Annotated in this window: 31 protein-coding genes and 1 pseudogene; 13 read left to right on the top strand and 19 right to left on the bottom strand. The window is 55.5% G+C overall.

Translation table 11 applies throughout. From position 1 onward, the window contains the following. Nucleotides 1-35: 35 nt before the first annotated feature. The 13 genes and pseudogenes from fliR to fliF all read right to left on the bottom strand — a co-directional run. Nucleotides 36-828 (bottom strand): annotated as a pseudogene (gene fliR, locus ACQG0S_RS13905) (flagellar biosynthetic protein FliR); the annotation flags it as partial. A 6-nt stretch (nucleotides 829-834) separates the two neighbouring features. Continuing rightward, nucleotides 835-1,104 carry a flagellar biosynthesis protein FliQ gene (gene fliQ, locus ACQG0S_RS13900; RefSeq protein WP_003859587.1) on the bottom strand — a complete coding sequence of 90 codons (270 nt, stop codon included), beginning with the start codon at nucleotides 1,102-1,104 and terminating at the stop codon, nucleotides 835-837. Nucleotides 1,105-1,114: 10 nt separating this feature from the next. After that, a complete protein-coding gene (gene fliP / locus ACQG0S_RS13895) occupies nucleotides 1,115-1,852 on the bottom strand; it encodes a flagellar type III secretion system pore protein FliP (RefSeq protein ID WP_022648554.1) in 738 nt (245 codons plus the stop codon). Next, nucleotides 1,852-2,226: a flagellar biosynthetic protein FliO gene (gene fliO / locus ACQG0S_RS13890; RefSeq protein WP_023306522.1), complete on the bottom strand. Its 375-nt coding sequence runs from the start codon at nucleotides 2,224-2,226 to the stop codon at nucleotides 1,852-1,854. The genes fliP and fliO overlap by 1 nt, the downstream gene beginning before the upstream one ends. Before the next feature lie 2 nt (nucleotides 2,227-2,228). Continuing rightward, the gene (gene fliN / locus ACQG0S_RS13885; RefSeq protein WP_003859592.1) at nucleotides 2,229-2,642 is read right to left on the bottom strand and encodes a flagellar motor switch protein FliN; all 414 of its coding nucleotides are present in this window, start codon (nucleotides 2,640-2,642) and stop codon (nucleotides 2,229-2,231) included. Then, nucleotides 2,639-3,643 carry a flagellar motor switch protein FliM gene (fliM, locus tag ACQG0S_RS13880; RefSeq protein WP_006811158.1) on the bottom strand — a complete coding sequence of 335 codons (1,005 nt, stop codon included), beginning with the start codon at nucleotides 3,641-3,643 and terminating at the stop codon, nucleotides 2,639-2,641. The genes fliN and fliM overlap by 4 nt, the downstream gene beginning before the upstream one ends. 4 nt (nucleotides 3,644-3,647) lie before the next feature. Beyond that, nucleotides 3,648-4,118 carry a flagellar basal body-associated protein FliL gene (gene fliL, locus ACQG0S_RS13875; RefSeq protein ID WP_048966294.1) on the bottom strand — a complete coding sequence of 157 codons (471 nt, stop codon included), beginning with the start codon at nucleotides 4,116-4,118 and terminating at the stop codon, nucleotides 3,648-3,650. Between the two features lie 106 nt (nucleotides 4,119-4,224). After that, complete coding sequence (gene fliK / locus ACQG0S_RS13870) at nucleotides 4,225-5,439, bottom strand: flagellar hook length control protein FliK (protein WP_048966295.1); 1,215 nt, start codon at nucleotides 5,437-5,439, stop codon at nucleotides 4,225-4,227. Next, nucleotides 5,436-5,879 (bottom strand): flagellar export protein FliJ, encoded by a 444-nt coding sequence (gene fliJ / locus ACQG0S_RS13865; RefSeq protein WP_006811155.1) that lies wholly within the window; start codon nucleotides 5,877-5,879, stop codon nucleotides 5,436-5,438. The genes fliK and fliJ overlap by 4 nt, the downstream gene beginning before the upstream one ends. Before the next feature lie 21 nt (nucleotides 5,880-5,900). Next, nucleotides 5,901-7,271 (bottom strand): flagellar protein export ATPase FliI, encoded by a 1,371-nt coding sequence (gene fliI, locus ACQG0S_RS13860; protein ID WP_032624018.1) that lies wholly within the window; start codon nucleotides 7,269-7,271, stop codon nucleotides 5,901-5,903. Further along, a complete protein-coding gene (fliH, locus tag ACQG0S_RS13855) occupies nucleotides 7,271-7,978 on the bottom strand; it encodes a flagellar assembly protein FliH (RefSeq protein ID WP_022648550.1) in 708 nt (235 codons plus the stop codon). Before fliH ends, fliI begins: the two co-directional genes overlap by 1 nt. Further along, entirely contained in the window at nucleotides 7,971-8,969 is a 999-nt protein-coding gene (gene fliG / locus ACQG0S_RS13850; protein WP_003859608.1) for a flagellar motor switch protein FliG, read from the bottom strand. Before fliG ends, fliH begins: the two co-directional genes overlap by 8 nt. After that, complete coding sequence (gene fliF, locus ACQG0S_RS13845; protein ID WP_022648549.1) at nucleotides 8,962-10,644, bottom strand: flagellar basal-body MS-ring/collar protein FliF; 1,683 nt, start codon at nucleotides 10,642-10,644, stop codon at nucleotides 8,962-8,964. The genes fliG and fliF overlap by 8 nt, the downstream gene beginning before the upstream one ends. 228 nt (nucleotides 10,645-10,872) lie before the next feature. Here fliF and fliE point away from each other — a divergent pair, with 228 nt between their 5' ends. Beyond that, nucleotides 10,873-11,187 (top strand): flagellar hook-basal body complex protein FliE, encoded by a 315-nt coding sequence (gene fliE / locus ACQG0S_RS13840; RefSeq protein WP_022648548.1) that lies wholly within the window; start codon nucleotides 10,873-10,875, stop codon nucleotides 11,185-11,187. 75 nt (nucleotides 11,188-11,262) lie between these two features. After that, a complete protein-coding gene (gene yedD, locus ACQG0S_RS13835) occupies nucleotides 11,263-11,676 on the top strand; it encodes a lipoprotein YedD (RefSeq protein ID WP_048966296.1) in 414 nt (137 codons plus the stop codon). A 161-nt stretch (nucleotides 11,677-11,837) separates the two neighbouring features. Here the strand turns inward: yedD and amyA are convergent, their stop codons facing one another. The 4 genes from amyA to fliD all read right to left on the bottom strand — a co-directional run bounded on the left by amyA (nucleotide 11,838) and on the right by fliD (nucleotide 15,648). Further along, a complete protein-coding gene (amyA, locus tag ACQG0S_RS13830) occupies nucleotides 11,838-13,325 on the bottom strand; it encodes an alpha-amylase (RefSeq protein WP_045622418.1) in 1,488 nt (495 codons plus the stop codon). Between the two features lie 98 nt (nucleotides 13,326-13,423). Next, a complete protein-coding gene (gene fliT / locus ACQG0S_RS13825; protein WP_006811148.1) occupies nucleotides 13,424-13,795 on the bottom strand; it encodes a flagella biosynthesis regulatory protein FliT in 372 nt (123 codons plus the stop codon). Continuing rightward, entirely contained in the window at nucleotides 13,795-14,205 is a 411-nt protein-coding gene (gene fliS, locus ACQG0S_RS13820) for a flagellar export chaperone FliS (protein ID WP_003859616.1), read from the bottom strand. Before fliS ends, fliT begins: the two co-directional genes overlap by 1 nt. 30 nt (nucleotides 14,206-14,235) lie before the next feature. Beyond that, nucleotides 14,236-15,648, bottom strand: a complete 1,413-nt coding sequence (gene fliD, locus ACQG0S_RS13815) for a flagellar filament capping protein FliD (RefSeq protein ID WP_023300484.1) — start codon at nucleotides 15,646-15,648, stop codon at nucleotides 14,236-14,238. Between the two features lie 269 nt (nucleotides 15,649-15,917). Here fliD and ACQG0S_RS13810 point away from each other — a divergent pair, with 269 nt between their 5' ends. The 8 genes from ACQG0S_RS13810 (at nucleotide 15,918) to sdiA (ending at nucleotide 23,013) form a co-directional block, all read left to right on the top strand. Then, entirely contained in the window at nucleotides 15,918-17,162 is a 1,245-nt protein-coding gene (locus ACQG0S_RS13810) for a FliC/FljB family flagellin (protein ID WP_038416320.1), read from the top strand. 163 nt (nucleotides 17,163-17,325) lie between these two features. Further along, on the top strand, nucleotides 17,326-18,045 hold the full coding sequence (locus ACQG0S_RS13805) for an RNA polymerase sigma factor FliA (RefSeq protein ID WP_003859623.1): 720 nt from the start codon (nucleotides 17,326-17,328) through the stop codon (nucleotides 18,043-18,045). Nucleotides 18,046-18,099: 54 nt separating this feature from the next. Continuing rightward, a complete protein-coding gene (gene fliZ / locus ACQG0S_RS13800; protein ID WP_023300482.1) occupies nucleotides 18,100-18,651 on the top strand; it encodes a flagella biosynthesis regulatory protein FliZ in 552 nt (183 codons plus the stop codon). A gap of 86 nt (nucleotides 18,652-18,737) precedes the next feature. Beyond that, nucleotides 18,738-19,538: a cystine ABC transporter substrate-binding protein gene (gene tcyJ, locus ACQG0S_RS13795; RefSeq protein ID WP_023300481.1), complete on the top strand. Its 801-nt coding sequence runs from the start codon at nucleotides 18,738-18,740 to the stop codon at nucleotides 19,536-19,538. Between the two features lie 103 nt (nucleotides 19,539-19,641). Further along, nucleotides 19,642-20,628: a D-cysteine desulfhydrase gene (dcyD, locus tag ACQG0S_RS13790; protein ID WP_022648541.1), complete on the top strand. Its 987-nt coding sequence runs from the start codon at nucleotides 19,642-19,644 to the stop codon at nucleotides 20,626-20,628. A 21-nt stretch (nucleotides 20,629-20,649) separates the two neighbouring features. Then, nucleotides 20,650-21,318 carry a cystine ABC transporter permease gene (tcyL, locus tag ACQG0S_RS13785; RefSeq protein WP_003859632.1) on the top strand — a complete coding sequence of 223 codons (669 nt, stop codon included), beginning with the start codon at nucleotides 20,650-20,652 and terminating at the stop codon, nucleotides 21,316-21,318. Continuing rightward, nucleotides 21,315-22,067, top strand: a complete 753-nt coding sequence (gene tcyN, locus ACQG0S_RS13780; protein WP_023306513.1) for an L-cystine ABC transporter ATP-binding protein TcyN — start codon at nucleotides 21,315-21,317, stop codon at nucleotides 22,065-22,067. The genes tcyL and tcyN overlap by 4 nt, the downstream gene beginning before the upstream one ends. 223 nt (nucleotides 22,068-22,290) lie before the next feature. Further along, on the top strand, nucleotides 22,291-23,013 hold the full coding sequence (gene sdiA, locus ACQG0S_RS13775) for a transcriptional regulator SdiA (protein WP_032622448.1): 723 nt from the start codon (nucleotides 22,291-22,293) through the stop codon (nucleotides 23,011-23,013). 64 nt (nucleotides 23,014-23,077) lie between these two features. Here the strand turns inward: sdiA and ACQG0S_RS13770 are convergent, their stop codons facing one another. Together ACQG0S_RS13770 and ACQG0S_RS13765 are read right to left on the bottom strand one after the other, a co-directional pair. Beyond that, nucleotides 23,078-23,302 (bottom strand): DUF2594 family protein, encoded by a 225-nt coding sequence (locus ACQG0S_RS13770; RefSeq protein ID WP_003859644.1) that lies wholly within the window; start codon nucleotides 23,300-23,302, stop codon nucleotides 23,078-23,080. Then, nucleotides 23,289-23,369 carry a hypothetical protein gene (locus tag ACQG0S_RS13765; RefSeq protein WP_418235935.1) on the bottom strand — a complete coding sequence of 27 codons (81 nt, stop codon included), beginning with the start codon at nucleotides 23,367-23,369 and terminating at the stop codon, nucleotides 23,289-23,291. The genes ACQG0S_RS13770 and ACQG0S_RS13765 overlap by 14 nt, the downstream gene beginning before the upstream one ends. A gap of 398 nt (nucleotides 23,370-23,767) precedes the next feature. Between ACQG0S_RS13765 and uvrY the strand changes: the two genes are divergently transcribed. Genes uvrY through pgsA form a run of 3 tightly spaced genes read left to right on the top strand, consistent with a single transcriptional unit; the run spans nucleotide 23,768 to nucleotide 26,858 of the window. Next, complete coding sequence (uvrY, locus tag ACQG0S_RS13760) at nucleotides 23,768-24,424, top strand: UvrY/SirA/GacA family response regulator transcription factor (RefSeq protein WP_017384478.1); 657 nt, start codon at nucleotides 23,768-23,770, stop codon at nucleotides 24,422-24,424. Then, nucleotides 24,421-26,253 (top strand): excinuclease ABC subunit UvrC, encoded by a 1,833-nt coding sequence (gene uvrC / locus ACQG0S_RS13755; protein WP_022648536.1) that lies wholly within the window; start codon nucleotides 24,421-24,423, stop codon nucleotides 26,251-26,253. Before uvrY ends, uvrC begins: the two co-directional genes overlap by 4 nt. 56 nt (nucleotides 26,254-26,309) lie before the next feature. Beyond that, nucleotides 26,310-26,858, top strand: a complete 549-nt coding sequence (pgsA, locus tag ACQG0S_RS13750) for a CDP-diacylglycerol--glycerol-3-phosphate 3-phosphatidyltransferase (protein WP_003859652.1) — start codon at nucleotides 26,310-26,312, stop codon at nucleotides 26,856-26,858. Nucleotides 26,859-26,941 lie beyond the last annotated feature (83 nt).

Below are 26,941 nucleotides of genomic sequence, written 5' to 3'. Positions count from 1 at the left end.
TTAGGAATATCCTCAGAAAGACATTGCAAACACTGCGGGTTATTATTTGCGTGGAAGTTCGCTGACAATATCCGCTAAGAGATTGAATATCTCGCTGAATAAATGCTCGCAGAAGGGGGCGATAAGTGGCATCAATAATGACATTAATAAAAGGCCAACCGTCAACGTCACCGGAAAGCCGATGACGAATACCGACAGCTGCGGGGCCATTCGGTTGAGTAAACCCAATGCGAGGTTAACGGTGAGCAACAGGGTTATGACAGGCAGCGCCAGCATCAGCCCGTTGAGGAAGATCAGCCCGGCAGCCCGCACCAGCGCCAGAAAAGCGTTACTGTTCACCGGGTTGTCGCCAATCGGCAGCGTGTGGAAGGTGTCCACCAGCATAGAGATGAGCCACAGGTGGCCGTTGAACGAGAGAAACAACAGCATCGCCAGCAGGTCGATAATACGCGCCAGCACGGGCATATTCAGATGGCTGCCCGGGTCAACGAACGTCGCGAAAGACAGACCCATCTGCAAACCGATCAGTTCGCCCGCCGTTCGTACCGCGGCGAAGGCGAGCTGCATCGTAAACCCGACCGCCACGCCAATCATCACCTGTTGCAGGGCAATCCAGATCGCATTCGGGGAAAAAATCGGAATATCCACCGCCGGCAGGGAAGGGGCAACGATAATGGTGATAACCATGCCCAACCCAATTTTGATGCGTTTAGGCACCGACTTTTCACTGAGTATGGGGGCGGTGGAGATCAGCGCCATGATGCGCAGCATCGGCCAGAAATAGATCCCGAGCCACTGAACAAACTGATCGCTGGTGAATTGCAGCATCGTCCGTCAGCCGATGATGTAAGGCAGATTGGTGAACAGGTTGCGCATGTAGTCCAGCAGCAAATTGAGCATCCAGGGCCCGGCAACGATAATCGCCACGAAGACGGCGATGATCTTCGGGATGAACGACAGGGTCATTTCGTTAATCTGCGTGGCGGCCTGAAGAATACTGATAATCAGACCGGTTACCAGCGCAACCAGAAGCAGGGGCGCGGCGACGGCAATCGCGACTTTCATCGCTTCCGTGCCCATCATCATGACCGACTCAGGCGTCATTGCGCGCTCCTCAACTGTAGAAACTCTGCGCCAGCGAGCTGACCAGCAGCTGCCAGCCGTCGACCAGCACGAACAGCATGATCTTAAAGGGCAGGGCAATGGTTGCGGGCGGGACCATCATCATCCCGAGCGCCATCAGGACGCTGGCGATCACCAGGTCAATAATCAGGAACGGAATGAAAATGGTGAAGCCAATCTGGAACGCCGTTTTCAGCTCACTGGTCACATACGCTGGCAGCAGAATGCGCATCGGCACCGCTTCCGGTCCCTGTAACTCGCCCGTGTTAGCGAGACGGGCAAACAGGGCCAAATCCGCTTCGCGCGTCTGGCGAAGCATAAATTCACGTAATGGCTGAGCCCCCTTTTCCAGGGCAACCTGCATGGAAATTTTATCTTCGCTGAACGGCTGGTACGCCTCGGTGTAAATCTTGTCGATCACCGGCGACATAATGAAAAAGGTCAGGAACAGGGCTAAACCCAGCAGCACCTGATTGGGCGGCGCGGACGGCGTGCCGAGCGCATTTCGCAGCAGACCAAACACAATGATGATGCGGGTGAAACTGGTCATCATCAGCAGGATCGCCGGGATAAAGGTCAGTGAGGTGATGAACACCAGCGTCTGCACGGAGAGGGACCAGCTTTGTCCCCCGTTCGCCAGCGGCGTGGAAACCAGCCCCGGCAGCTGCGCATACACAGAAGGCGCGAACAGGCCCAGACCTGCCAGCGTAAGCAATAACAAACGGCGCATCAGGATCTCCCGGAACGCTTGAGCAAACTCTTCATAACGGACTGAAAATCCGCAGGGGCCTGGGCGTTAGCCTCCACCGTGACAGGCGAAGGGGGCAGCGTGTGAAGAACGTTAATGCTGGAGGCAGTCACGCCCAGCACCAGTCGCGCATCTTCCACTTCCACAATGACCACGCGCTCGCGTGGCCCGAGTGTGGTGCTGGCACTGACCTTCAATCCGCGCGTGCCGGCCGTTTTCCCGGCCAGCCCGAAACGCTTTGCCAGCCAGGCGGCGATAAGGATAAAGGCAATAATACCGAACAGCGCGCCGCTCACCTGAAGCAGCGGGGAGCCGGGTACGGCGGAGGGCGCGGACAGTGTTGCCTGGGTTTTCATACTTAACGGCTCAGGCGACGCATACGTTCGGAAGGGGTAATGATGTCGGTGATACGTACGCCGTATTTATCGGCCACCACCACTACTTCGCCCTGTGCAATCAGGTAGCCGTTGATCAGAATATCCAGTGGCTCACCCGCTAAACCGTCCAGGGCTACAACGGAACCCTGCGTCAGGCGCAGCAGCTCTTTAATAGTCATGCGGGTGCGGCCCAGCTCAACGGTCAGCTTGACCGGAATGTCCATAATCAGGTCGATGTCCTGTAACGTCCCGCTGACGTCGCCGCCGCCTAACTGCTGGAAGACCGCGTCTGCCGCGCTTTTCGTCGGCGTCGTTTTTTGCTCGTTTAACGCGTCAGCCCACAGATCGTCCAGTGCTCCGCTGTTTTCATCGGACGGATTGTTCATGTCACTCATTTGGGCTGTTCCTCATTCAGCGAATTCAAAATCGGGTTGATCAAGTGCTCAACGCGTAACGCATACTGGCCGTTAATTGTGCCGTACTGGCTTGTCAGCACGGGTACGCCATCCACATGGGCAATAATGCGGTCGGGTTTATCTATCGGCAAAACGTCGCCGGGTTGTAATTTCAGGATCTGCGATAACCGCATGGAGATGTCGGCAAAGTTAGCCACTAGCTCCAGCTGCGAGTGCTGAACCTGGCGCACCAGGTTCTCACGCCAGTTCTGATCTTCATGGCGTGAGTTCTCCAGCGGCGGGTTCACCAGCAGTTCGCGCAGCGGTTCAATCATGCTGAACGGCAGGCAGATGTTGAACTCGCCCGTCAGGTTGCCGATCTCGACGTGGAACGGGGTGTTCACCACGATGTCATTCGGGGAGGTGGTGATGTTGGTAAACTTCACCTGCATCTCGGAACGCACGTACTCCACTTCCAGCGGGTTAATCGCTTTCCACGCGTCGCTGTAGGATTCCAGCGCCAGCTTCAGCATGCGGTTAATCACGCGCTGTTCGGTATGGGTAAACTCGCGGCCTTCCACTTTGGTCGGGAAACGGCCATCGCCACCGAACAGGTTGTCCACTGCGATGAACACCAGGCTTGGCGAGAACACCACCAGGCCGGTACCGCGCAGCGGTTTCAGATGGATCAGGTTAAGGTTGGTTGGCACCGGCAGGTTGCGGGCAAACTCATGATACGGCTGAATGCGGATCGCACCGACGGTGATATCCGGGCTACGACGCAGCAGGTTAAACAGCCCCATTCGGAACTGACGTGCGAAACGTTCGTTGATGATCTCCAGCGCCTGTAAACGCTCGCGCACCACGCGACGCTGGGTATTGGGATCGTAGGGACGAATATTATCGTCGCCGGTCAGACCCGGCTTCGGATCGTCACTCTTATCGCTGTCGCCATTGAGCAGCGCATCGATTTCTGCCTGAGAAAGAATACTGTCGCCCATGTCGTTACCGCAGAATGAAGGCTGTATACAGAACGTCAGTGACTTCCTGCTTAGGTTGGCCGTTGACCAGCGGGGTCGCCAGCGTCTGTTTGATCGCATCGACCAGCTTTTGCTTGCCCACATCGGTGGCGAGCGCGGAGGCATCCTGACGAGAAAACAGCAGCAGCAGACGGCTACGCACTTCTGGCAGGTAGTCGTTCAGACGTGCACGGGTCGCTTCATCTCTCAGACGCAGCGTAATGCCCACGTAAAGCACGCGATCCGCATCGCCGAGGTTCACGGTGAACGTATCCAGCGGGTAGAAGACCGGCGCCGGTGGAGGCGGCGCTTCAGCTTTGGCGGCTGCGCTGGAGGGTTCCTGCTGCATACGCCAGTAACTGTAGCCTGCGGTGGCGCAGGCCGCGAGGGTAATCAACACCAGCAGCGGGATCCAGATGGAACGCTTGCTTTTTTTGGTGATAGCGGAGTCTGTCATCTGATACGAGCTTCCTGTTTCGGTACAGCTTAATACGGTGATTATCCCGTGTCCGGCTTAGGTCAAAGCGTGGAAAAGACGGGGATAATCACGTTACCTCTGGCGTTTAGGCAAAGATGTCTACGGCACGGCTGCCGCGCGCGGCGGATTGCAGGGCGGCAGGGGCAGGCAATAATTCTTCGCTCTCCTCGTTAAACCCGCCATGCTGGCCTGAACGCGAAGCGTGCTGTTGTTGCCCGGATGAAGATTGCTGCTGCCCGGCAAAGCCTTCGCTGCTGACGCTGCTTTGGGAAAGCTGTATGCCGTTTTCCGCAAGCTGCGTGCGCAGGATCGGCAGGGCCGCTTCCAGCGCCGCACGAACGTGGCTGTGGGGCGAAACCATCTGCAACTGCGCCTGGTTGTCATCCAGCTTAAGCGAAATTTGCACCTGACCCAGATCTTCCGGGTGCAGGCGTAGCTCTGCGGTCTGTTGGCCCTGTCTGGTGAACAGGGTGATGTGCTGGCTTAGATTCTGCTGCCATTCGTGCGTGCCCAGCGGCTGGCTTAACACCGGCGCGGTCGCAACGGTAGCGGCAGACTGGGGAGTTGCCAGGTGACTAACGATCGGGGCCAGCGTCGCGGTTGGGCTGGCGGCAGACGACGCCGTGCTCGCTACGTCCTGCTTCTCCGCGACGGCGGCAACAGCTGGCGTAACGGCTGCCGTGGCGGGCAGCGACGTGTCGCTGTCCTGAACCGACGTTTTTTCCTGACCCGTTAACGCATGGCTAAGCGGCTGATGCTGGCCGTTGTCCGTCTGGGCTAGCGCAGAGGGGAGGGCGGCACGGGGGGCGACCTCCCCGGTGCTTGCTGGCTGCGTCGCCATTGGGGTGGTAGTCTGCTGGTGCGGTAACATCGCCATCAGCGCGCTTAACCCGGCCAGCTCCTCTTCTTCAGTCGTGGTCTCGCTGTTTGCTTTCGCGTCCGTCCGGGTCAGCGCCTTCAGCGCATCCGTATTCGCTGCGGGTTTCAGGCCGGAGACGAGGCTTTGCAGGGAGACGGCGGTATCTTCATCAGTCAGGGTCTCCTGGCGCGAGAGCAGCTCGGCGATTTTGGCCTGGAGCGTGGTATCACCGTTTTTTTCCTGTGCCGCTGTCGACAGCTTGCTTCCCGCCGCTTTCAGATCGGCCAGCGTCAGCGGAGCATCTTTGCCTTTGCCGGTGGTCTCGGTCAGCGCGCCCGCCAGCAGAGAGAGAAAATCTTGCGCGCCCTCAGCGCCTTTTCCGGTCAGCGTGCCGCCGGACGGGTCGCTGTCGGTCATCAGCAGTTGTTGCAGTGTGATCATTCTGGTTTCCTCATTGATGCGCGCTGGGCAAACTCATCCATTTTTTTCTGATCCAGACGGTTTTCCGCCAGGGTCGAGGCTGCAATCTGCCGGTCCTGTAAGGTTTGCCAGGCCTGCAACCGCTGTTTTTTCTCGCGCCAGAAATTCAGCGCGGTATCGACTTTTTGCGTCCACTGGTTAAGCTGCTGGCGATGCTGCTCAATCGCCTTTTCCAGCGTCTGGATAAACTGCTGATAGTTAATCCAGCGCTGGCTACCAATGCCCTGCGTCATGTCGGTGTTAAGGTTGGTGCGATATTCATGCTGATAGTCGATTAACATCTTCAACTGTTCTTCAGCCTGCTGGCACCCGCGTCGCATTGCGCCAAGTTGCAATGCGGCATCATCAACTTCTTTTTCAGCCAGATCTTTCAGCGTTGATAACGCGCTGTTCTGCGCCATGACCTTCGCCCTCCACCTGTGTTACACCTGCGGGAAAATCAGCTCCAGTGCCTGGAGGGAATCTTCCCAGTCGGCGCGTTCAAAAATACCCTGTTGCAGAAATGCCTCCAGCTGCGGCCACAGGGCAATCGCTTTATCGAGCATCGGATCGCTGCCTTTGGCGTACGCCCCGACGCTTACCAGATCGCGGTTGCGCTGGAAGCTGGAGAGCAGTTGTTTGAAGTTACGCACGCGGGCGTAGTGTTGTTCGGTGATCAAGGCCGTCATCGCACGGCTGATCGACGCTTCAATATCAATCGCCGGGTAGTGCCCGGCTTCGGCCAGACGGCGCGACAGCACGATATGGCCGTCGAGGATCGCGCGCGCGGAGTCGGCAATCGGGTCCTGCTGGTCATCGCCTTCGGTCAGTACCGTATAGAACGCGGTGATGGAGCCTCCGCCGCTGATGCCGTTCCCCGCGCGCTCAACTAACGCCGGGAGCTTGGCGAAGACCGACGGCGGGTAACCTTTGGTCGCGGGCGGCTCGCCGATGGCCAGCGCAATCTCACGCTGCGCCATCGCGTAGCGGGTCAGGGAGTCCATAATCAGCAGCACGTGCTGGCCCCGGTCGCGGAAATCTTCCGCGATACGCGTGGCGTAGGCGGCACCCTGCATACGCAGCAGCGGCGACACGTCCGCCGGGGCGGCGATCACCACCGAGCGGGCGCGACCCTCCGCACCAAGAATGTTTTCGATGAAATCTTTGACTTCGCGACCACGCTCACCAATCAGGCCGACGACGATAACGTCCGCCTGGGTATAACGCGCCATCATGCCGAGCAGGACCGATTTACCCACGCCGGAGCCGGCAAACAGCCCCATACGCTGGCCGCGTCCCACGGTGAGCAGGGCGTTAATTGGCCGCACGCCGGTATCCAGTACGTGCTCGATTGGCGTGCGTTGCAGCGGGTTAAAGGGTTGGGTGATCAGCGCGCCGGTTTCGGTGGTATCAGGGGAGGGCAGGCCATCGAGCGGTTTGCCGCTCCCGTCCAGCACGCGGCCCAGCAGCGCCGGACCGAGCGGGAGCTGTTTGCCGCTTTGCAGGCCGTCACCGCTGATGTTTTTTGCGTAGACGCGGGCGCCGGGCAAAATCCCTTCCACTTCCTCAAGGGGCATCAGAAACAGTCGCTGGCCGTTAAACCCGACCACTTCACTTTCCACTTCACGCGTCTCACTCCCGTCCTGACGCTCAATCACGCAGGTGGCGCCGAGCGGAAGTTGCAGACCCGTGGCTTCCAGGACCAGACCGGTGGCACGCGTCAGGCGTCCATAACGACGAACGGATGGCAGCTGCGCCATCTTCGTTTCAAAATTATCGAGCGTGTTAAGCCAGCGCGTAAGGCGTGCGGTCATCAGACGACTCCCGGTGCCGCCAGGCGGCACAGTTCCTGCCAGCGGGTCGCGACGCTGGCATCCAGATCGCCCTCATCCGCCGAGACCTTACAGCCTCCGTGATGGAGCGACGGATCGCCGCGCAGCCGCCAGCCGTGCAGGCTCAGCGTCGCGCCGAGGCTCTCTTCCACGCGCTGCAAATCATCAGGATGCACGCGCAGCTGCGGTTTGCCGCTGAACAGCGGCTCCTGCTGGAGCAGCCCCTGGATTTGCTTAATCAGCGCGGCGTTATCCACGACCGGCGTCTGGCCGATCACCTGACGGGCCGCCTCCAGCGCCATCTGCATCAGGCGCGAGGCAATCACGCTGTCGAGCGCATCCAGCGTGTGCTGAAACTCGCTCACCAGCTGCTGCATACGGGCATGCAGCGGCGCCTGCTGCTGGCGCGCCTGCTCAATGCCCTGCTCTAAACCTTTCGCCAGCCCTTCCTGATAACCCTGTGCGTGCCCGGTCTGACGGCCTTCGTTCATCCCGGCGTTGAAGCCCTGCTCGTGCGCCTGCATTTGCATCTGGGCCAGCATCTGGGCGCGCTGTTCCTCTTCACTCAGCTCGGGCACGCCCGCCCCGGCGTCGCCCTCATCGGACGACACTATGGCAGGGGTGAACTCTGCGGTGGGAGGGGAGAGGTCGTCAGGCGTCCAGCGCTTCCACGACAGTTCATCAGACATAGGTGTCGTCTCCGCTGCCAATCACCATCTCGCCGGTTTCTGCCAGACGACGAACAATAAGCAGGATCGCTTTCTGTTCGTTCTCCACCTGAGACAAACGCACCGGGCCACGGTTGGCCAGGTCGTCGCGCAGGATATCGGCCGCACGCTGGGACATGTTGCGCAGGAACTTCTCGCGCAGCGGCTGCTCGGCGCCTTTGAGGGCGATAAGCAGGGACTCCGAATCCACTTCCTGAAGCAGGCGCTGGATGCTGCGATCGTCCACTTCGACCAGGTTTTCGAACAGGAACATCTCGTCGATAATTTTCTGCGCCAGTTCGCCGTCGAACTCGCGCACCGCCGTAATAACCGCCTCTTCCTGCTGCGTTTTCATCAGGTTGATGATTTCCGCTGCCGTTCTCACGCCGCCCATTTTGCTGCGCTTGAGGTTCTGGCCGTCGAGCAGGTTGTTCAGCACTTCGGTCAGCTCCGCCAGCGCGGCTGGCTGGACGCCGCCGAAGGTGGCGATACGCAGCATCACGTCGTGGCGCAGGCGCTCGTCGAACAGCGCCAGAATATCGGCCGCCTGGCCCCGTTTGAGGTGGACCAGAATGGTGGCGATAATCTGCGGGTGCTCGTCGCGAATAAGATCGGCGGCGCTTTGCGGTTCCATAAAGTTGAGCGTTTCGATCCCGCTGGCGGTGTCGCGCGTTTCGAGAATATCTTCCAGCAGGCTGGCGGCGCGTTCTTCGCCCAGCGCCTTAACCAGCACGGAGCGCAGGTATTCGTTGGCGTTGACGTTGAGCGCAGCAAACTGCTCGGCTTCCTGCTCAAACTCCGCCAGCACTTCGGTCAGCTGCTTGTTGGAGATCTGGCGCACGTTGGCCATCGCCGCGCTGAGGATCTGCACTTCTCGCTGAGAGAGGTGTTTAAACACCTCCGCCGCGCGATCTTCGCCAATGGTCATCAGCAGGATGACGCTCTTATCGGTGCCTGTAAGCGTATTACTCATGTTCGTTACCCATCCAACCGCGGATGACCAGCGCGACGACGCGCGGATCGTTATCTGACATTTCGCGAATGCGCTGGCTCATCACCTCTGCGCCCATTCGCTGGTTAGCACGGCGCTGCTGCATCTGTTCATCTTTGCTGAGACGAACTTCAACCGCTTCTTCCTCGTCCGGACGCGCGTTCTTCTGTTCCAGCGCGGCTTTTTCGGCTTCAGCGCGACGCTGAAGCTGAGGACGGACACCCTTACGCCACAGCAGCCACGCGACAATCAGCACCAGCAGCCAGCGGCCTGCGGACATCAGCTGATCGAAGAACGCCTGCTGTTGCCAGAACGGCAGTTCGCCACCGGTCTCATCCACCGGGTTGAACGGTGAGTTCACAACGTTGAGGGTATCGCCACGTTTTTCAGAGAAACCCATCGCTTCGCGGGTCAAATCTTCGATCTGCTTCATCTGCTCCGCCGTGAGCGGCAGCGGTTTACCGTCCGGCAGCGTTTTGTAGTTCACCACCACGGCAACAGAGAGACGCTGAATATCGCCCGTGTTCAGTTTGGTATGGCGGATAGTCCGGTCGACTTCGTAGTTGGTCGTTTCGTTACGGCTGCTGTTACGCGGGCCGGCACTGTTCGCGGTCGAGGTCGTCTGCTGATTCGTTTGCTGACCGTTCTGCGGGTTGGCCGGCGGCGTGGAGATTGGCGCGGCGTTGGCAGGCGCAGGCTGGTTAGAGAGCGCACCCGGCACACCGCCAGGATACTGGCCACCGACCTGTTCCGTCTCATTGATCTGACGCGAGCGTAACACGGCGCGAGAAGCATCCCCGTTCGGGGCGTACTGCTCTTCGGTCTGTTCTTTATTCGAGAAATCAATCTGCGCGGTGACCTGCGCATGCACGTTGCTGTTGCCCACCACAGGGCCCAGAATCGCTTCGATGCGACGCTGGAGACGGCCTTCCACGTCGGCGGCGTATTTCAGCTGGGCGTCGTTGAGATCGCGCCCGGCGGTGTTGGACTGCGTCAGCAGGTGACCGCTCTGATCCACCAGCGTAACGTTACCCGGCGGCAGACCGGCTACCGCACTGGAGACCAGGTGCGTGACGGCGCTGATCTGCCCTTCATCCAGCGCACGACCGGGTTCGAGGTTAACCGTCACAGAGGCAGAAGGGGACTTTTGTTCGCGGACAAACAGGGACGGCTTAGGCATCGCCAGGTGCACGCGGGCACTTTTCACCGGGCCTAAGGTTTCAATCGTACGGGCCAGCTCACCTTCCAGCGCGCGCTGGTAGTTAACCTGCTCGCTGAACTGGCTGATGCCGAATTTTTCCTGATCCAGCAGTTCAAACCCAACCGCGCCGCCTTTCGGCAGCCCCTGCTGGGCGAGACGCAGGCGAAGCTCGTGCACTTTATCTGCCGGCACTTCAAGCGCACCGCCGTTATCGGCAAAGCGATACGGGATGTTCATCTGGGTCAACTGGGTGACGATGGCACCGCCATCCTGGTCGGAAAGGTTGCTGTAGAGCGTGCGGTAATCCGGGCTTTTTGCCCATAAGACCATCGCGACAACGATCGCAATGGCGGCAGCGCCTGCCACAATCAACGGGATCTTAGGGTTGGCGCGAAGGCGGTTCATCCACTCGAGTGATTTATTCTGCGGCGCTGTCGATGCTGCTGTCGCACTCATTGCGCACCTCTTAAATCCTGGTGGTTTACGTTATTCGTGTAGAGAAACAAAACTGACTCCCGGGTCGGCAAACACGACAAAAGTTCCATACTGATGGCCCTGCCATTATTTGATGATTCGTGATTTTCTATGCGTCAAATAACCTGGTTTTTTAACGCTATTTACCGCCATTATCTTATTGACAAGCTGTTAGTCTTGACCTCGTAAAAAACCATCCAGGGGAGAGTCATGGCTATACAGGGCATTGAAGGGGTACTCAGTCAGTTACAGGCGACGGCGATGACCGCCCGTAATCAGAGCGTAACTGACCAGCCGCAGGGCATTAGCTTCGCCGGTCAACTGCATGCGGCGCTGGACAGGATCAGCGATAAGCAAAACGCGGCCCGTACCCAGGCTGAGAGATTTACCCTCGGTGAACCCGGCGTGGCGCTCAACGATGTGATGGCCGATCTGCAAAAAGCGTCGGTGTCATTGCAGATGGGGTTGCAGGTGCGTAACAAGCTGGTGTCGGCGTATCAGGACGTGATGTCGATGCAGGTGTGAAACCTTCCAATCTTACGCTGGCAGCCTGATGGCTTTAATGCCACAATATTTTTTTCTTCGCATGCAGGAAAGATGATGAAAAAAGTAGCAATTGTGGCTGCAATGCTGACGTTAGCGGGATGCGTTCAGGTCGAAAACTATCAGGAAGTGGTTAAGCATCCGGCACCTTCGAATCTGGCAGGTTACTGGCAGTCGAAAGGGCCGCAGAGCGCGATGGTGAGCCCGGAGGCGATTGCCACGCTGGTGGTGACGCCAGAGGGTGATACCCTGGACTGCCGTCAGTGGCAGCGCGTTATCGCGGTGCCGGGTAAGATCATGCTGCGTTCAGCTGATTATTATAACGTGACCGAAAAACGAGACGTCTATCCGCTCGATCGTGATGGGGCGGCGCTGGAGTATGACGGCATGGAACTGTACAAGGTTGACCGCCCAACGGTGGAATGCGCAGATTACCTGAGCAAGAATCCTCTGGAGAGTAAGCTTCCGTAACCGTTTTGGAGTTTGCGCCCTCTACCCGTGGTCTGAGGGATCTCCACAAAATAATGCCTTCACCGTCGGCCCCCTCTCCCTGGAGGGAGAGGGCTGGGGTGAGGGGGAACATACGGCTCTGGTGGTCATTCCGTTCACTTTAAGACCGCACTGTTCCAGCACTACAGCGCGTCCTCAATCACCCAGACGCTGACGCTTCCCCCGTTACAGAAGAACGTCCCTTCGCCATCCGCCGCCGTGGTCACGGTTTCCTCGCGGTTGCCTAAAAAATCCCGCCAGGTCTTATTGCCGTAATTCTCGCCGAGGCAGATCGTCTTCTCACCGTTATCACCATTCGACAGCACCACCACACAGCCCGGGTGCTCCTCTGTCCCGCTGCGGCTAAACGCAATGCAGTTTGGATGATCGAAAAAGAGGGTTTGCACGCCGTGGGCAAAACGCTGCCGGGCGAGGATCAGCTCGTGGAGCTGTTCAATCACCGGCATATCAATGTGATACGTCTCACCATCCCCGCCAGTGTCGTCATAGCTGGCGCCAAAAAGATCCGGGTAGAACACGCTCGGCACGCCGTTTTCACGCAGCAGGATGAGCGCGTAGGCCAGCGGTTTGAACCAGGCTTCAACCGGGGCTTCCAGCGCCTGCAAGGGCTGGGTGTCATGGTTGGCCACCAGCGTTACGGCATGGAACGGATCGGCTTCCACCAGCGTACCGGTGAAAATCTGGCTCATATCGTAGTCGCGTCCCTGGCGTGACGCTTCGTGAAATTTCATTTGCAGCGGCGCGTCAAACAACATGGTTTTGCCGTCCACCTGATTGATGTATTGCTGCAATTTATCCACTTCGTGAGACCAGTATTCCGCCACAATAAACAGAGGCTGCGGGGCCACCTCCTGGACATGTTCAATCCACTCTTTATAGAACCAGGCTGGAATGTGTTTTACCGCGTCCAGGCGGAAGCCGTCGCAGTGCGTTTGCTCCATCACCCAGCGCGCCCAGTATTTGATCTCCTCCGTCACCGCGTGGTTGCGAAAATCAATATTTTCACCCATCAGGTAATCGAAATTGCCCATCTCGTCGTCGACCTGATCGTTCCAGCCTTCGCCGGTGTAGTCGTTAACGATTTTGAAGATACCGTCCTCACTGGGATTTTCAATGTGGTCGATACCGCTAAAGCATTTGTAATCCCAGATGAACTGCGAATACTGCCCGGCCCGAACGGGGAAGGTGTAGCGCGTCCAGGCTTCACATTCGATGATCTCATCGCTGATTTGGGTGCGATCCTGAGCATCCACGCGTTGCACGCGGACGGGTTCCTTTTCATCGGCGCCCATTTTGTGGTTGACCACCACGTCCAGAAGCACCGCAATCTGGTTGCTTTTTAAGGCGTTGATGGCCTCCAGCAGCTGGGCTTTATCGCCGTATTTGGTGGCGACGCTGCCTTTCTGGTCAAACTCACCGAGGTCGAAAAGGTCATAAGAGTCATACCCGACGGAATAGCCGCCGGATGCCCCTTTGTATGCCGGCGGTAACCAGACCATATTGATGCCGATTTCGTTCAGGTTGGGGGCTAATGCCGTGACTTCTCGCCACAGTTCACCGCCGGTGGGGTAGTACCAGTGAAAACATTGTAAAAGTGTTGGGTTGCGCATGCACCATCTCCATGAGGTCGCGAAACTCAAGTATGGAGCAGGTTTGGCAGAAATGCCTGGCGAACGAAACGGTTAACGCTTGCCCGCCAGTTAAATGGCTAATTAATATCGCTATTACTTTGCGGAACCAGGACATGACCGCCCTGATTACCGTAGGTGGAGAGAACGGTTTTCTGGATGGAGGATTGCCCAACCAGCTTCGCCAGCTCATCCATTCTGGCTTGCAGCAATGTTTTTACCTGGCCTTCGTTGTCCAGGATCACCCGCAGCGTCGGGCGAAGCTGCTCCTGAATCTGCATCGAAGGTTCACTTTCCTGAGTGAGACGAGCCAGTGAGTGCACCGCATTAACATAGTCGGTTTCACAGATGATTAGATCATCCCATAGTCCCTGCCGCGCCAGTCGCAACATCAACTGGCTCTGCTCAAGGAGTTGCTGATAAAGGGCATAAAGTTGCGGTGCGTTACTCATTAGACGGCGTCCTGCATCAGTTGTGGCGTACCGGCAACCTCCTTCCACCCGTCAGCGATATTGCGCAGCAGGTTTTCCACCTCTTCGATGGCGCTGGCGTCGTTATTCACGTTGGCGTGCAGGAGGCGACGTACCATATAGGCATAAAGGGCAATCAGGTTTTGCGTAAGCTCATCACCGTTATTTTCCACCAGGCCAACCTTCAGCCCGTTTTCGATAATGTTGATGGCTTTTGAGAGCGCCAGCCCTTTAGCAGGAATATTACCGTCTGCCAGGAACAGACGCGCGCGTACCAGCGCGCTGAGGGCTCCATCAAATAGCATGATTACCAGCTGCTGCTGGCTGGCGCTCATCACCGCGCTTTCAACTTCTATCTTTGCGTAGGCCTGCGTGCCTTTTGCGCCGTACATGTTATCCCCCTCGGGTCTGATTAGCGTTTACTACTTGTTGCTGGACGTATTTTCGAACTGCTGCGTCAGGTAGCTGCTGGTGTTGTTCAGCGAGGTCATCAGTACGTCCAGCTGGGTAAACTGGGCTTTGTACTGCGCCACTCTTGCATCAATACGTTCGCTCACGGCGTTATATTGATCCGTTAACTTGTTCAGCGTTTTGCTGACGCCATCTTTGGCCGCCTGGATAATGCCTTTACTGGAAAGCCAGTCAGTCAGATGGGTGGCCATGGTGGTGGTGATCCCGGTGGTTTTTCCGTCACCTACAACCAGATCTTTCACCGCAGACGGGTTATCCGTCAGCGCTTTTTTCAGCTTTTCGCTGCTCAGCTCCAGCTTGCCCGTGCTTGGATCTGAGGTAATGCCAACCTGAGACAGCGTTTTATAGGCGGTTCCGCCGACGGTGTTGCTCAGCATGGTTTTCAGCTGCGTCTGGATAGTACGCAGCGTAGTGTCTCCGAGCAGGGCGCCGTTGCTGGAATCCTGCGCATCTGTGCCCGCATCAACCGCCGTATATTTGGTTAACGATGCAAAGCTGTCCTGAAGGGTGTTGTAGGCATCCACCCAGGCTTTCATCGCCGTTTCCGCTTTAGACGTATCTTTAGTAATCGTCAGCGTCTGGTTACCGGTGGTGACGTCGTTCAGGTTCAGGGTGATATCTTCCAGCGCATCGCTAATGGTGTTGCTGCTGTTTTCGATATCTACGTTATTCACCTTCAGCTTCGCGTTTTGCGCGGTAACGCTTTCCATCATACCGTTGCTGGCATCGGTGCTGGTGCCGTTGTAACCCATAAAGGATTGCAGGGCGCTATCGCCGCTTACGCTGATGCTGACCGCGTTGTCCGCTCCGGTTTCGGTGGAGGTGATGGACAGACGATATTGACCATTACCGACGTTAATAATACTGGCGGTCACGCCGGCGTCAGCTTTGTTAATCGCATCGCGAATGCCGGTCAGCGAGGAATTTGCCGCGCTGATATCGATGGTCACCGGATCTTTACCGTTTCCGGCGGTAAAGGTGATCTTGCTGTCAGCCGTGGCAATGGCCGTTTTGGTATCCGGCTGTGCGTTTTTGGTCGTCAGGGTTTGCGCCTGCGCCAGCTGCGACACGCTGATGGTGTATTTACCGGCAATCGCGCTGCCGGTAGTGGTGGCGCTGAATGCCGTGGAGCTACTCGACGTGCTGGTCGCCGTAAACAGGTCGGCTTTATTCAGCGCGGTGTTTGCAGTCTGAAACGCTTCCAGCGAACTCTTCAACGTGCCGTAAGCGCTAAGCTTGGCGGTATAAGATGACTGTTGTTTGGTTATCGGCGTCAACTGTGCTTTTTCGGCCGTGGTCAGACTATCCAGAATGTCTGCTAACTTAAGACCCGAACCGATCCCCAATGATGAAATACTTGCCATATTTATTCCTTAATCTATCGACACGTAGAACGAATAGTGGGGTTATCGGCTTTTATGGGGGAAAGTTTACGGTTAATTTCTTTTTTTTAATGGCGGGAATAACGGTAATAGAGAAGAGCTTTTCCGTGGCTAAAAAAATTAACGCGATCCTGAAAAAAAATCTAAAGGTTGGTTTGGACCAGACGATAACACCTTTGACGGCGATGAAGCCGAAGGGTGGAAACCCAAATCTAACCAAACAGATTTGATGAACAACAGGAATCGAAATCATGGCACAAGTCATTAATACCAACAGCCTCTCGCTGATCACTCAGAACAACATCAACAAGAACCAGTCCGCTCTGTCTTCTTCTATCGAGCGTCTGTCTTCTGGTCTGCGTATCAACAGCGCGAAAGATGACGCTGCGGGCCAGGCTATCGCTAACCGCTTCACCTCTAACATCAAAGGTCTGACTCAGGCTGCACGTAACGCTAACGACGGTATCTCTCTGGCACAGACCACTGAAGGCGCGCTGTCTGAAATCAACAACAACCTGCAGCGTGTTCGTGAACTGACCGTTCAGGCAACTACCGGTACTAACTCTGATTCTGACCTGACCTCAATCCAGGACGAAATTAAATCCCGTTTGGAAGAGATTGACCGTGTATCGGGCCAGACTCAGTTCAACGGCGTGAACGTGCTGGCGAAAGACGGCACTATGAAAATTCAGGTTGGCGCGAACGATGGACAGACCATCTCCATCGATCTGCAGCAAATTGATTCCTCGACTCTGGGTCTGAAAGGTTTCTCAGTAAATGGCAATGAACTGAAAGTTGGTGATGCAATTACCAATGTAGATCTGGGTGGTACAGCAGCACCAGTAGCTGTTAGCTATGCAGCTGGAACCGCGACTACTTTAGGTATCACTGATACATCAAACCTGAGCTTCCATAACGTTCTCGATTCAGATGGTGCGGCGACTAACCAATATGTTGTCAAATCCGGCGATGATTACTATTCAGCAAAACTGAATGCTGCAACAGGTGAAGTTACACTTGATACTACAGATGTAGCCTACACCACTGAGAGCGGTGCTACAGCAACTCAGAACGGCGTCGCCATTAAAATGGCCAACGCCAAAGACACTGGCACTGCAACTGGCTATGTCACTGTTGAAGGGAAAAACTATACTGCGACAGCTGCTGGAACAACAACAGTAGTTGTCGGTACTACTGCTGAATTCAGTGGCGCATCTACCAATGATCCATTAGCGCTTCTGGACAAAGCTATTGCACAAGTAGATAGCTTCCGTTCTTCACTGGGTGCGGTTCAAAACCGTCTGAGCTCTGCCGTAACCAACCTGAACAACACCACCACCAACCTGTCTGAAGCGCAGTCCCGTATTCAGGACGCCGACTATGCGACCGAAGTGTCAAATATGTCTAAAGCGCAGATCGTTCAGCAGGCTGGTAACTCCGTGCTGTCCAAAGCTAACCAGGTTCCTCAGCAGGTTCTGTCTCTGCTGCAAGGCTAATCGCCTGATTACGCTTAAACCCCGCTTCGGCGGGGTTTTTTCTATCCACGCACAAGCGTAACCCCCCAAATAACCCCTCATTTCACCCACTATTCACCCGATTAAAACCCCTCCAGAATCGGATAATCATGCCGATAACTCAACTAACGCAGGGCTGTTTATCGTGAATTCACTCTATACCGCTGAAGGTGTAATGGATAAACACTCGCTGTGGCAGCGTTATGTTCCGCTGGTGCGTCACGAAGCATTGCGCCTCCAGGTGCGTTTGCCGGCGAGCGTGGAACTGGACGATCTGCTACAGGCGGGCGGTATCGGGTTATTGAATGCAGTTGACCGGTACGACGCTCTGCAAGGAACGGCATTTACGACTTACGCAGTGCAGCGTATTCGTGGTGCGATGCTGGACGAGCTGCGCAGCCGCGACTGGGTGCCGCGCAGCGTTCGCCGCAACGCGCGCGAAGTGGCGCATGCGATGGGGCAGCTGGAACAGGAACTGGGGCGCAACGCGACGGAAACCGAAGTGGCGGAGCGCCTGGGCATTCCTGTTGAAGAGTATCGCCAGATGTTGCTCGATACCAATAACAGCCAACTCTTCTCTTATGATGAGTGGCGCGAAGAGCATGGCGATAGCATCGAGCTGGTGACGGATGAGCATCAGCAAGAAAACCCGTTACACCACTTACTGGAAGGGAATTTACGCCAGCGCGTGATGGAAGCGATTGAAGCTTTACCTGAACGTGAGCAACTGGTGTTAACCCTCTATTACCAGGAAGAGCTCAATCTCAAAGAGATTGGCGCCGTGCTGGAGGTGGGCGAGTCACGGGTGAGCCAGCTGCACAGCCAGGCCATTAAACGCCTGCGCACAAAACTGGGTAAGTTATAGGTGAGTCATTCGCCTTGGAAATGCCGCACAACGTATTGACAACCAGGAGTTATCATGACGGTGCAGCAATCTAAAAGACGGCCTTTAAGCCGCTACCTGAAAGACTTTAAACACAGCCAGACGCATTGCGCCCACTGTAAAAAATTACTCGACCGCATCACGCTGGTTCGTCGCGGTGAAATCGTGAATAAGATTGCGATTTCCCGCCTCGACACGCTGATGGATGAAGCCGCCTGGCTTGAAGAGCAAAAAGAGTGGGTAGCGCTTTGCCGTTTCTGTGGCGATCTCCACTGCAAAGAGCAAAGCGACTTCTTCGATATTATCGGCTTCAAGCAGTTCCTGTTTGAACAAACGGAGATGAGTCACGGCACCGTGCGTGAATACGTGGTTCGCCTGCGCCGCCTGGGTCAGCATTTGACCATGCAAAATATCTCCCGCGATCTGCTGACGACCGGATACCTGGATGAAAATCTGGAGCCCTGGCTGCCCGCCACCAGTACCAACAATTACCGCATCGCGCTGCGAAAGTACGCGCAATATAAAGTCCAGATGCCGGGCGTCATAAAGCAGAAAGTCCACGCCGGAACAACTTCTGATATATATTAAAAAAGAATAAGATGTAGCGCAGCCGCCTTTGACGTTGCAGGCGATTTCTCTACACTACTCAAAAATTCCACTGTATCGGAGTACTTATGAAATTAGCAGTTCTGGGTCGTCAGGCGCTGATGGGGATGATGGCCGTTGCGCTGGTCGCGGGGATGAGCGTGAAAACGTTCGCGGCAGATAATCTGCTCAACAAAGTCAAAGAGCGCGGCACGCTGCTGGTTGGGCTGGAAGGAACCTATCCTCCGTTCAGCTTCCAGGGCGACGACGGTAAGCTGACCGGTTTTGAAGTGGAGTTTGCGCAAGAGCTGGCCAAGCATCTCGGCGTCAAAGCCTCCCTGAAACCGACCAAATGGGATGGTATGCTGGCGTCACTGGATTCCAAACGTATCGACGTGGTGATTAACCAGGTGACCATTTCTGACGAGCGTAAGAAGAAGTATGACTTCTCTACGCCGTACACCGTCTCCGGTATCCAGGCGCTGGTGAAGAAAGGTAACGAAGGCAGCATCAAATCCGCCGCGGATCTGAAAGGTAAGAAAGTCGGCGTCGGTCTGGGCACCAACTACGAAGAGTGGCTGCGCCAGAACGTGCAGGGCGTGGACATCCGCACCTATGATGATGACCCGACGAAATACCAGGATCTGCGCGTAGGCCGTATCGACGCCATTCTGGTTGACCGCCTGGCAGCGCTGGATCTGGTGAAGAAAACCAACAATACCCTGGCCGTCGCGGGCGATGCATTCTCCCGTCAGGAGTCCGGCGTGGCGGTGCGTAAAGGTAACGAAGATCTGCTGAAAGCCATTGATGCTGCCATTGCTGAAATGCAGAAAGACGGCAGCCTGAAGGCGCTTTCTGAGAAGTGGTTCGGCGCAGACGTGACGAAATAAGTCTCTGACCGACAAAAAAAGGCGCTTTTAAAAGCGCCTTTTTTATTTCTCGTGCGTCTGCGTGCATAATGAAATAACAATTGTTTGCGTGACCGGAGGAACCATGTCACTACAGAATTTAACGCGCTTTCCCCGTCTGGAATTTATCGGCGCACCCACGCCGCTGGAGTATCTGCCGCGATTTTCTGACTATCTGGGGCGCGATATTTTCATTAAGCGTGACGATGTGACGCCCATGGCGATGGGCGGGAATAAGCTGCGCAAGCTGGAATTTCTCGCCGCCGATGCCCTGCGCGAGGGCGCGGATACGCTGATCACCGCCGGGGCAATTCAGTCTAACCACGTTCGCCAGACGGCGGCAGTGGCGGCGAAGCTGGGCCTTCACTGCGTAGCCCTGCTGGAGAACCCGATTGGCACGCAGGCAGAGAATTACCTGACTAACGGTAACCGCCTGATGCTGGATCTGTTCAACGTGCAGGTTGAAATGGTTGACGCGTTGACCGACCCGGCTGCACAGCTTGATGAACTGGCGACGCGCCTGGAAGCGCAGGGCTTTCGTCCGTACGTCATCCCGGTTGGCGGCTCGAATGCGCTGGGTGCTCTCGGCTATGTTGAGAGCGCGCTGGAAATCGCCCAGCAGTGCGAAGGCGCGGTGAGTTTGTCCTCGGTGGTAGTGGCGTCCGGCAGCGCGGGGACCCATGCCGGTTTAGCGGTCGGGCTTGAGCAACTGATGCCGGACGTAGAGTTGATTGGCGTGACGGTTTCCAGAAGCGTTGCGGATCAAAAGCCGAAAGTCGTCACCCTGCAACAGGCGGTGGCAGAACAGCTTGCGCTTCAGGCGAAGGCGGAAATATTGCTGTGGGATGACTACTTCGCGCCGGGCTATGGTACCCCCAATGATGAAGGGATGGAGGCCGTTAAGCTGCTGGCCCGCCTCGAAGGTATTCTGCTTGACCCTGTCTATACCGGTAAGGCGATGGCGGGCCTTATCGACGGTATCGCCCGCAAGCGCTTTAAGGATGAAGGACCCATTTTGTTTGTTCATACTGGCGGGGCGCCTGCGCTGTTTGCCTATCATCCCCATGTCTAAAAATCAGGTAGAAAAATAATAATGCAAGAAAGTATTCAACTGGTTATTGATTCGCTGCCGTTCTTGCTTAAGGGCGCGGTGTTTACTTTACAGCTCAGTATCGGCGGGATGTTCTTCGGGCTGGTGCTCGGGTTTGTGCTGGCACTGATGCGCATGTCGAACATCTGGCCGGTGCGGTGGCTGGCGCGGTTTTACATCTCCGTGTTTCGCGGAACGCCGCTTATCGCCCAGCTGTTTATGATTTACTACGGGCTGCCCCAGTTCGGTATCGAGCTGGATCCGATCCCGGCGGCGATGATTGGCCTGTCGCTGAATACGGCGGCGTACACCTCTGAAACGCTGCGTGCGGCGATCTCGTCCATCGATAAAGGACAGTGGGAAGCGGCGGCCAGTATCGGGATGACCCCGTGGCAGACGCTGCGCCGGGCGATCCTGCCCCAGGCGGCGCGCGTGGCGCTACCTCCGCTGAGCAACAGCTTTATCAGCCTGGTGAAAGACACCTCGCTTGCGGCGACCATTCAGGTGCCGGAGCTGTTCCGTCAGGCGCAGCTGATCACCTCGCGCACGCTGGAAGTGTTTACCATGTATCTGGCGGCCTCGCTGATTTACTGGGTGATGGCGACGGTGCTGTCCGCCCTGCAAAACTATTTTGAAAACCAGCTTAACCGCCAGGAGCGAGATCCAAAATGAGTGCAATTGACGTCAAAAACCTGGTGAAAAAATTCCACGGGCAAACGGTGCTGCACGGCATCGACCTTGAGGTTGAGCAGGGCGAAGTGGTGGCAATTATCGGCCCGAGTGGGTCAGGGAAAACCACGCTGTTGCGCAGCATTAATTTGCTTGAGCAGCCTGAAGGCGGGACGATCCGCGTGGGCGATATCACCATTGATACCGGGAAACCCATCAGCCAGCAAAAAGGGCTGATTCGCCGCCTGCGTCAGCATGTTGGCTTCGTATTCCAGAGCTTTAATCTCTTTCCGCACCGTACGGTGCTGGAAAATATTATCGAAGGTCCGGTCATCGTAAAGGGTGAACCAAAGGAAGACGCGACGGCCCGCGCCCGCGAGCTGCTGGCGAAGGTTGGCCTGGCCGGGAAGGAGACGAGCTATCCGCGTCGGTTATCTGGCGGACAGCAGCAGCGTGTCGCCATTGCGCGCGCGCTGGCGATGCGCCCGGATGTGATCCTGTTCGACGAACCCACATCCGCACTCGATCCTGAGCTGGTCGGGGAAGTGCTTAACACTATCCGACAGCTGGCGCAGGAAAAACGCACGATGGTGATTGTGACGCATGAAATGAGCTTCGCTCGCGACGTTGCCGATCGGGCAATTTTCATGGATCAGGGGCGAATAGTAGAGCAGGGGCCAGCTAAGGCGCTGTTTGCCAATCCTCAGCAGCCTCGAACCCGCCAGTTCCTTGAAAAATTCTTAATGCAGTAGCATTTTCACGCTCAATTTGCTCCAGATGTCGCTTCTGGAGCAAATTATCCTCCCATAACTTCAGTTTTGTTGATTTTTTATTCCGCCCGATGTGGATAAGCCATCGCCAAATTAAAGATAATCCGTCTGTGGTCGATATTTTATATAAATGATCCTGCTTTATGTGTTAGGTTATATTCACCATAATAATGATTATCTTTATCAGAGGCTTCATTCGGCAAGTATGAGGGATATAGACTTTTTCACCTGGCGACGGGAATGCGTCCTCCGGTTTCAGGAAATGACCTGTGCTGACGAGGTATATCAGGAACTTCAGCGACAAACGCAGGCGCTTGAATTCGATTATTATGCGCTTTGTGTTCGACACCCTGTGCCATTTACCCGCCCGCGAACATCCGTCCATTCCAGTTATCCGCAACAATGGATGGCGCAATATCAATCCGAGAATTATTTCGCCATTGACCCGGTACTGAAGCCGGAGAATTTCATTCAGGGTCATTTGCCCTGGACGGATGAATTATTCACGGATGCCCAGCAATTATGGGACGGCGCTCGGGACCACGGTTTACGTAAGGGAATAACCCAGTGTCTGATGCTGCCAAATCATGCGCTCGGCTTCCTCTCCGTGTCATGTACTAGCTTACAGGCACACTCGATATCCAGTGAAGAGATTGAGCTGCGTTTACAAATGCTGGTTCAGATGGCGCTCACTACACTGTTGCGCTTTGAACATGAGACGGTGATGCCGCCGGAAATGAAATTCAGCAAGCGTGAACGGGAAATTCTGAAGTGGACCGCAGAAGGGAAGACGTCGGCAGAAATCGCCATCATTCTTTCCATCTCGGAAAATACCGTCAACTTCCATCAGAAGAATATGCAGAAGAAATTCAACGCGCCGAATAAGATCCAGATAGCGTGTTATGCCGCGGCGACTGGGCTTATTTGACTGATATCACGTTCTGCGTGTCAGACGAGGAGAAGGCTGAATGCATTGCATCCAGCCTTTTTTGTTACTGGCGGTAGGCTTGTTTAATTTGCTTAACTGTATTGGCAAAAACAGCGGATTCCGCCTGATCTTCCATCTGCGCGATCTGTTTTTCCATTTTAATGATCACACGTCCAGCATCAGCCTGGCCCATCGCCTGTAGCATAAGCGTCAGCAGCGACTTCAGGCAGTTTACTTCCTGTGCCAGTTCCTGGTTATTCTCGGCAGTGGCAAATTCAGGTGTGCTCATTTATTTTCCTCATTATAAAACAGCGCATGAGCGCGACGATGAAAGTTAAGGCGGCGGAGTATACCACAAGCTGCGGCAAAAAATGCAGTGGTTGTTTTTTATACTTTTACGCGTATTGATTATTGGCCGGTGCGGATTATGAAGGTAATCTGCCCAATATGTTAGCGACAATTAAATGTTTATCGCCGGTACGCCATCCGTTAATTGTTGTTACAAAAAAATGAGAGCATTTTTTAGTTTACGTTAACAAATGTTTTGGTGGCTTTTTGAATGCTGGTGCTAAAAAAATAGCGGTAAAGCCCAGTACACATGGGTTTTCTTTCCACTTACTGTACAGCCTAATTTCCAAAAACGAGACCCGAATCGTATAGCCGATTTTTTAGCGTTTTAATCTTGCATGGAAAACCGTTAATATAAACCCAATTAGCAGTCAGTAGCGTTATCCCTATTCTGGAGACATTTCCTTTGATCAACGTCCTTCTTGTTGATGACCACGAACTGGTGCGCGCAGGGATACGACGCATTCTTGAAGATATAAAGGGTATTAAAGTAGCCGGCGAGGCGTGCTGTGGCGAAGATGCCGTCAAATGGTGTCGCGCGAACTCCGCAGACGTGGTGCTGATGGATATGAACATGCCCGGTATTGGCGGGCTTGAAGCCACGCGCAAAATCGCGCGCATGTTTGTTGATACCAAAGTCATCATGCTGACCGTCCATACCGAAAATCCGCTGCCCGCCAGGGTCATGCAGGCGGGGGCTGCGGGGTATCTCAGTAAAGGTGCTGCACCGCAGGAAGTCGTCAATGCGATCCGCACCGTTCACGCAGGGCAGCGCTATATCGCTTCTGATATTGCTCAACAGATGGCGTTGAGTCAGATTGAACCGGAAAAAACGGAATCTCCGTTTGCCAGTTTGTCTGAGCGCGAATTGCAGATTATGCTGATGATCACTAAAGGTCAGAAGGTGAATGAGATTTCTGAACAGCTGAATCTCAGCCCGAAAACGGTCAACAGCTATCGCTATCGGATGTTCAGTAAACTGAACATCCACGGTGATGTCGAACTGACTCACCTGGCCATTCGCCATGGTTTGTGCAATGCGGAGTCGTTAATAAGTCAGTGAGTGAAGCGTTCGATTCAAAAGCATTTCTGAAAACCGTCACCAGCCAGCCTGGCGTCTACCGGATGTATGATGCTGGCGGTACGGTTATCTATGTCGGTAAGGCGAAAGATCTGAAGAAACGCCTTTCAAGTTATTTCCGCAGCAACCTTGCCTCCCGTAAAACCGAAGCGCTGGTCGCACTTATACACAACATTGATGTCACCGTAACGCACACGGAAACGGAAGCGCTGCTCCTTGAGCACAACTACATTAAGTTGTATCAGCCGCGCTACAACGTTCTGCTGCGTGATGACAAGTCCTATCCGTTTATCTTCCTGAGCGGCGACACGCACCCGCGGCTGGCGATGCATCGTGGCGCTAAGCATGCGAAAGGTGAATATTTCGGCCCCTTCCCGAATGGTTATGCCGTGCGGGAAACGCTGGCGCTTTTGCAAAAAATCTTCCCTGTTCGCCAGTGCGAAAACAGCGTTTATCGCAACCGCTCCCGGCCATGCCTGCAATATCAGATTGGCCGCTGCCTGGGACCATGCGTTGAAGGGCTGGTGAGCGAAGAAGAGTACGCGCAGCAGGTGGAATATGTCCGCCTGTTTTTAGCCGGGAAAGACGATCAGGTGCTGACGCAACTGATTACCCGCATGGAAAAAGCCAGCGCGGCGCTGGAATTTGAGGAGGCCGCACGCATCCGCGACCAGATCCAGGCGGTGCGCAGGGTGACCGAGAAGCAGTTTGTTTCCAATACGGGCGACGACCTCGATGTCATCGGCGTTGCCTTTGACGCCGGCCTGGCCTGCGTTCACGTGCTGTTTATTCGTCAGGGCAAAGTGCTCGGCAGCCGCAGTTACTTCCCGAAAGTGCCGGGCGGGACTGAGATGGGTGAAGTGGTGGAGACCTTTGTCGGCCAGTTTTATTTGCAGGGCAGCCAGATGCGTACGCTGCCCTCGGAGATCCTGCTCGACTTCACGCTGGACGATAAAACCCTGCTGGCGGACTCACTTTCAGAGCTGGCAGGTCGCCGGGTGAATGTCCAGACGAAACCGCGCGGCGATCGTGCGCGTTATCTGAAGCTGGCGCGAACCAATGCCGCCACGGCGCTGACCACCAAACTTTCCCAGCAATCGACCGTCAGCCAACGTTTAACCGCGCTTGCTGCGCTGCTCAAGCTGCCGGAAGTGAAACGCATGGAATGCTTCGACATCAGCCATACGATGGGTGAGCAGACCGTGGCGTCGTGTGTGGTCTTTGATGCCAATGGCCCACTGCGGGCAGAGTATCGTCGCTATAACATCACCGGTATAACGCCCGGTGACGATTATGCCGCCATGAATCAGGTGCTGCGTCGTCGCTATGGTAAAGCGATTGAAGAGAGTAAAATCCCGGACGTTATCCTTATCGACGGCGGGAAAGGGCAGTTGGGGCAGGCGAAGGCGGTATTCGAATCGCTCGACGTGGAGTGGGATAAGAACCATCCGCTGCTGCTAGGGGTAGCGAAAGGGGCAGATCGTAAGGCTGGCCTGGAAACGCTGTTCTTTGAGCCGGAAGGCGAGGGCTTTAGCCTGCCGCCAGATTCCCCTGCACTGCACGTGATCCAGCACATCCGAGATGAGTCGCACGATCATGCCATTAGCGGACACCGCAAAAAACGGGCGAAAGTGAAAAATACCAGTACCCTTGAGACGATTGAAGGCGTCGGGCCAAAACGTCGCCAGATGCTGTTGAAGTATATGGGCGGATTGCAAGGATTACTCAACGCCAGTATGGAAGAAATTGCAAAAGTGCCGGGTATTTCGCAAGGGCTGGCAGAAAAGATCTACTACTCGTTGAAACATTGAGGGCTCTGTAGCAACATAGAGCTAAATTTTACTGACAACAGACAGTTACCGTCATCATGCGATTTAATATCCCTACGTTGCTTACTCTCTTTCGCGTTGTGCTCATTCCGTTCTTCGTCCTGGCATTTTACCTGCCGGTCGTCTGGGCGCCTTTTGCCTGTGCGCTTATTTTCCTGATTGCCGCCGTGACGGACTGGTTTGACGGTTATCTGGCGCGTCGCTGGAACCAGAGTACCCGCTTTGGCGCGTTCCTCGATCCGGTTGCGGATAAGGTGATGGTGGCAATTGCGATGGTGCTGGTGGCGGAACATTATCATACCTGGTGGGTGACGCTGCCTGCCGCGACCATGATTGGCCGTGAGATTATTATCTCTGCCCTGCGCGAGTGGATGGCGGAGCTGGGTAAACGCAGCAGCGTGGCGGTGTCCTGGATCGGTAAAGTTAAAACCACTGCGCAGATGGCGGCGCTGGTGTGGATGCTGTGGCGTCCGAATGCCTGGGTAGAGTGGGCCGGCATTGGTCTGCTGTGGGTTGCGGCGGTGCTGACATTGTGGTCAATGTTGCAATATTTGAACGCTGCGCGCGGTGATTTGCTTGAACAGTGATCGTTTCGGCTTAATTTTCAGCAAACGATCCTGAGATGCAAAAAATAACGTTGACTCATAACGTCATATCAGTAGAATGCAAC

The organism is Enterobacter cloacae complex sp. 418I7 (genome assembly GCF_050030705.1).
Classification (GTDB): Bacteria; Pseudomonadota; Gammaproteobacteria; order Enterobacterales; family Enterobacteriaceae; genus Enterobacter; species Enterobacter intestinihominis.
This window is presented reverse-complemented; position numbering and strand designations above follow the sequence as displayed.

What these genes read in the sequence shown, in the direction of transcription:
- yedD (WP_048966296.1), top strand. Translation starts at nt 11,263, where the DNA reads ATGAAAAAAGTAGCAATTGTGGCTGCAATGCTGACGTTAGCGGGATGC.
- fliI (WP_032624018.1), bottom strand. Translation starts at nt 7,271, where the DNA reads ATGACCGCACGCCTTACGCGCTGGCTTAACACGCTCGATAATTTTGAA.
- fliM (WP_006811158.1), bottom strand. Translation starts at nt 3,643, where the DNA reads ATGGGCGACAGTATTCTTTCTCAGGCAGAAATCGATGCGCTGCTCAAT.
- fliG (WP_003859608.1), bottom strand. Translation starts at nt 8,969, where the DNA reads ATGAGTAATACGCTTACAGGCACCGATAAGAGCGTCATCCTGCTGATG.
- dcyD (WP_022648541.1), top strand. Translation starts at nt 19,642, where the DNA reads ATGTCACTACAGAATTTAACGCGCTTTCCCCGTCTGGAATTTATCGGC.
- fliD (WP_023300484.1), bottom strand. Translation starts at nt 15,648, where the DNA reads ATGGCAAGTATTTCATCATTGGGGATCGGTTCGGGTCTTAAGTTAGCA.
- amyA (WP_045622418.1), bottom strand. Translation starts at nt 13,325, where the DNA reads ATGCGCAACCCAACACTTTTACAATGTTTTCACTGGTACTACCCCACC.
- fliH (WP_022648550.1), bottom strand. Translation starts at nt 7,978, where the DNA reads ATGTCTGATGAACTGTCGTGGAAGCGCTGGACGCCTGACGACCTCTCC.
- tcyJ (WP_023300481.1), top strand. Translation starts at nt 18,738, where the DNA reads ATGAAATTAGCAGTTCTGGGTCGTCAGGCGCTGATGGGGATGATGGCC.
- tcyN (WP_023306513.1), top strand. Translation starts at nt 21,315, where the DNA reads ATGAGTGCAATTGACGTCAAAAACCTGGTGAAAAAATTCCACGGGCAA.
- sdiA (WP_032622448.1), top strand. Translation starts at nt 22,291, where the DNA reads ATGAGGGATATAGACTTTTTCACCTGGCGACGGGAATGCGTCCTCCGG.
- fliE (WP_022648548.1), top strand. Translation starts at nt 10,873, where the DNA reads ATGGCTATACAGGGCATTGAAGGGGTACTCAGTCAGTTACAGGCGACG.
- pgsA (WP_003859652.1), top strand. Translation starts at nt 26,310, where the DNA reads ATGCGATTTAATATCCCTACGTTGCTTACTCTCTTTCGCGTTGTGCTC.
- fliN (WP_003859592.1), bottom strand. Translation starts at nt 2,642, where the DNA reads ATGAGTGACATGAACAATCCGTCCGATGAAAACAGCGGAGCACTGGAC.
- fliO (WP_023306522.1), bottom strand. Translation starts at nt 2,226, where the DNA reads ATGAAAACCCAGGCAACACTGTCCGCGCCCTCCGCCGTACCCGGCTCC.
- ACQG0S_RS13810 (WP_038416320.1), top strand. Translation starts at nt 15,918, where the DNA reads ATGGCACAAGTCATTAATACCAACAGCCTCTCGCTGATCACTCAGAAC.
- fliL (WP_048966294.1), bottom strand. Translation starts at nt 4,118, where the DNA reads ATGACAGACTCCGCTATCACCAAAAAAAGCAAGCGTTCCATCTGGATC.
- fliJ (WP_006811155.1), bottom strand. Translation starts at nt 5,879, where the DNA reads ATGGCGCAGAACAGCGCGTTATCAACGCTGAAAGATCTGGCTGAAAAA.
- fliQ (WP_003859587.1), bottom strand. Translation starts at nt 1,104, where the DNA reads ATGACGCCTGAGTCGGTCATGATGATGGGCACGGAAGCGATGAAAGTC.
- fliF (WP_022648549.1), bottom strand. Translation starts at nt 10,644, where the DNA reads ATGAGTGCGACAGCAGCATCGACAGCGCCGCAGAATAAATCACTCGAG.
- tcyL (WP_003859632.1), top strand. Translation starts at nt 20,650, where the DNA reads ATGCAAGAAAGTATTCAACTGGTTATTGATTCGCTGCCGTTCTTGCTT.
- fliS (WP_003859616.1), bottom strand. Translation starts at nt 14,205, where the DNA reads ATGTACGGCGCAAAAGGCACGCAGGCCTACGCAAAGATAGAAGTTGAA.
- fliZ (WP_023300482.1), top strand. Translation starts at nt 18,100, where the DNA reads ATGACGGTGCAGCAATCTAAAAGACGGCCTTTAAGCCGCTACCTGAAA.
- fliT (WP_006811148.1), bottom strand. Translation starts at nt 13,795, where the DNA reads ATGAGTAACGCACCGCAACTTTATGCCCTTTATCAGCAACTCCTTGAG.
- fliK (WP_048966295.1), bottom strand. Translation starts at nt 5,439, where the DNA reads ATGATCACACTGCAACAACTGCTGATGACCGACAGCGACCCGTCCGGC.
- fliP (WP_022648554.1), bottom strand. Translation starts at nt 1,852, where the DNA reads ATGCGCCGTTTGTTATTGCTTACGCTGGCAGGTCTGGGCCTGTTCGCG.
- ACQG0S_RS13770 (WP_003859644.1), bottom strand. Translation starts at nt 23,302, where the DNA reads ATGAGCACACCTGAATTTGCCACTGCCGAGAATAACCAGGAACTGGCA.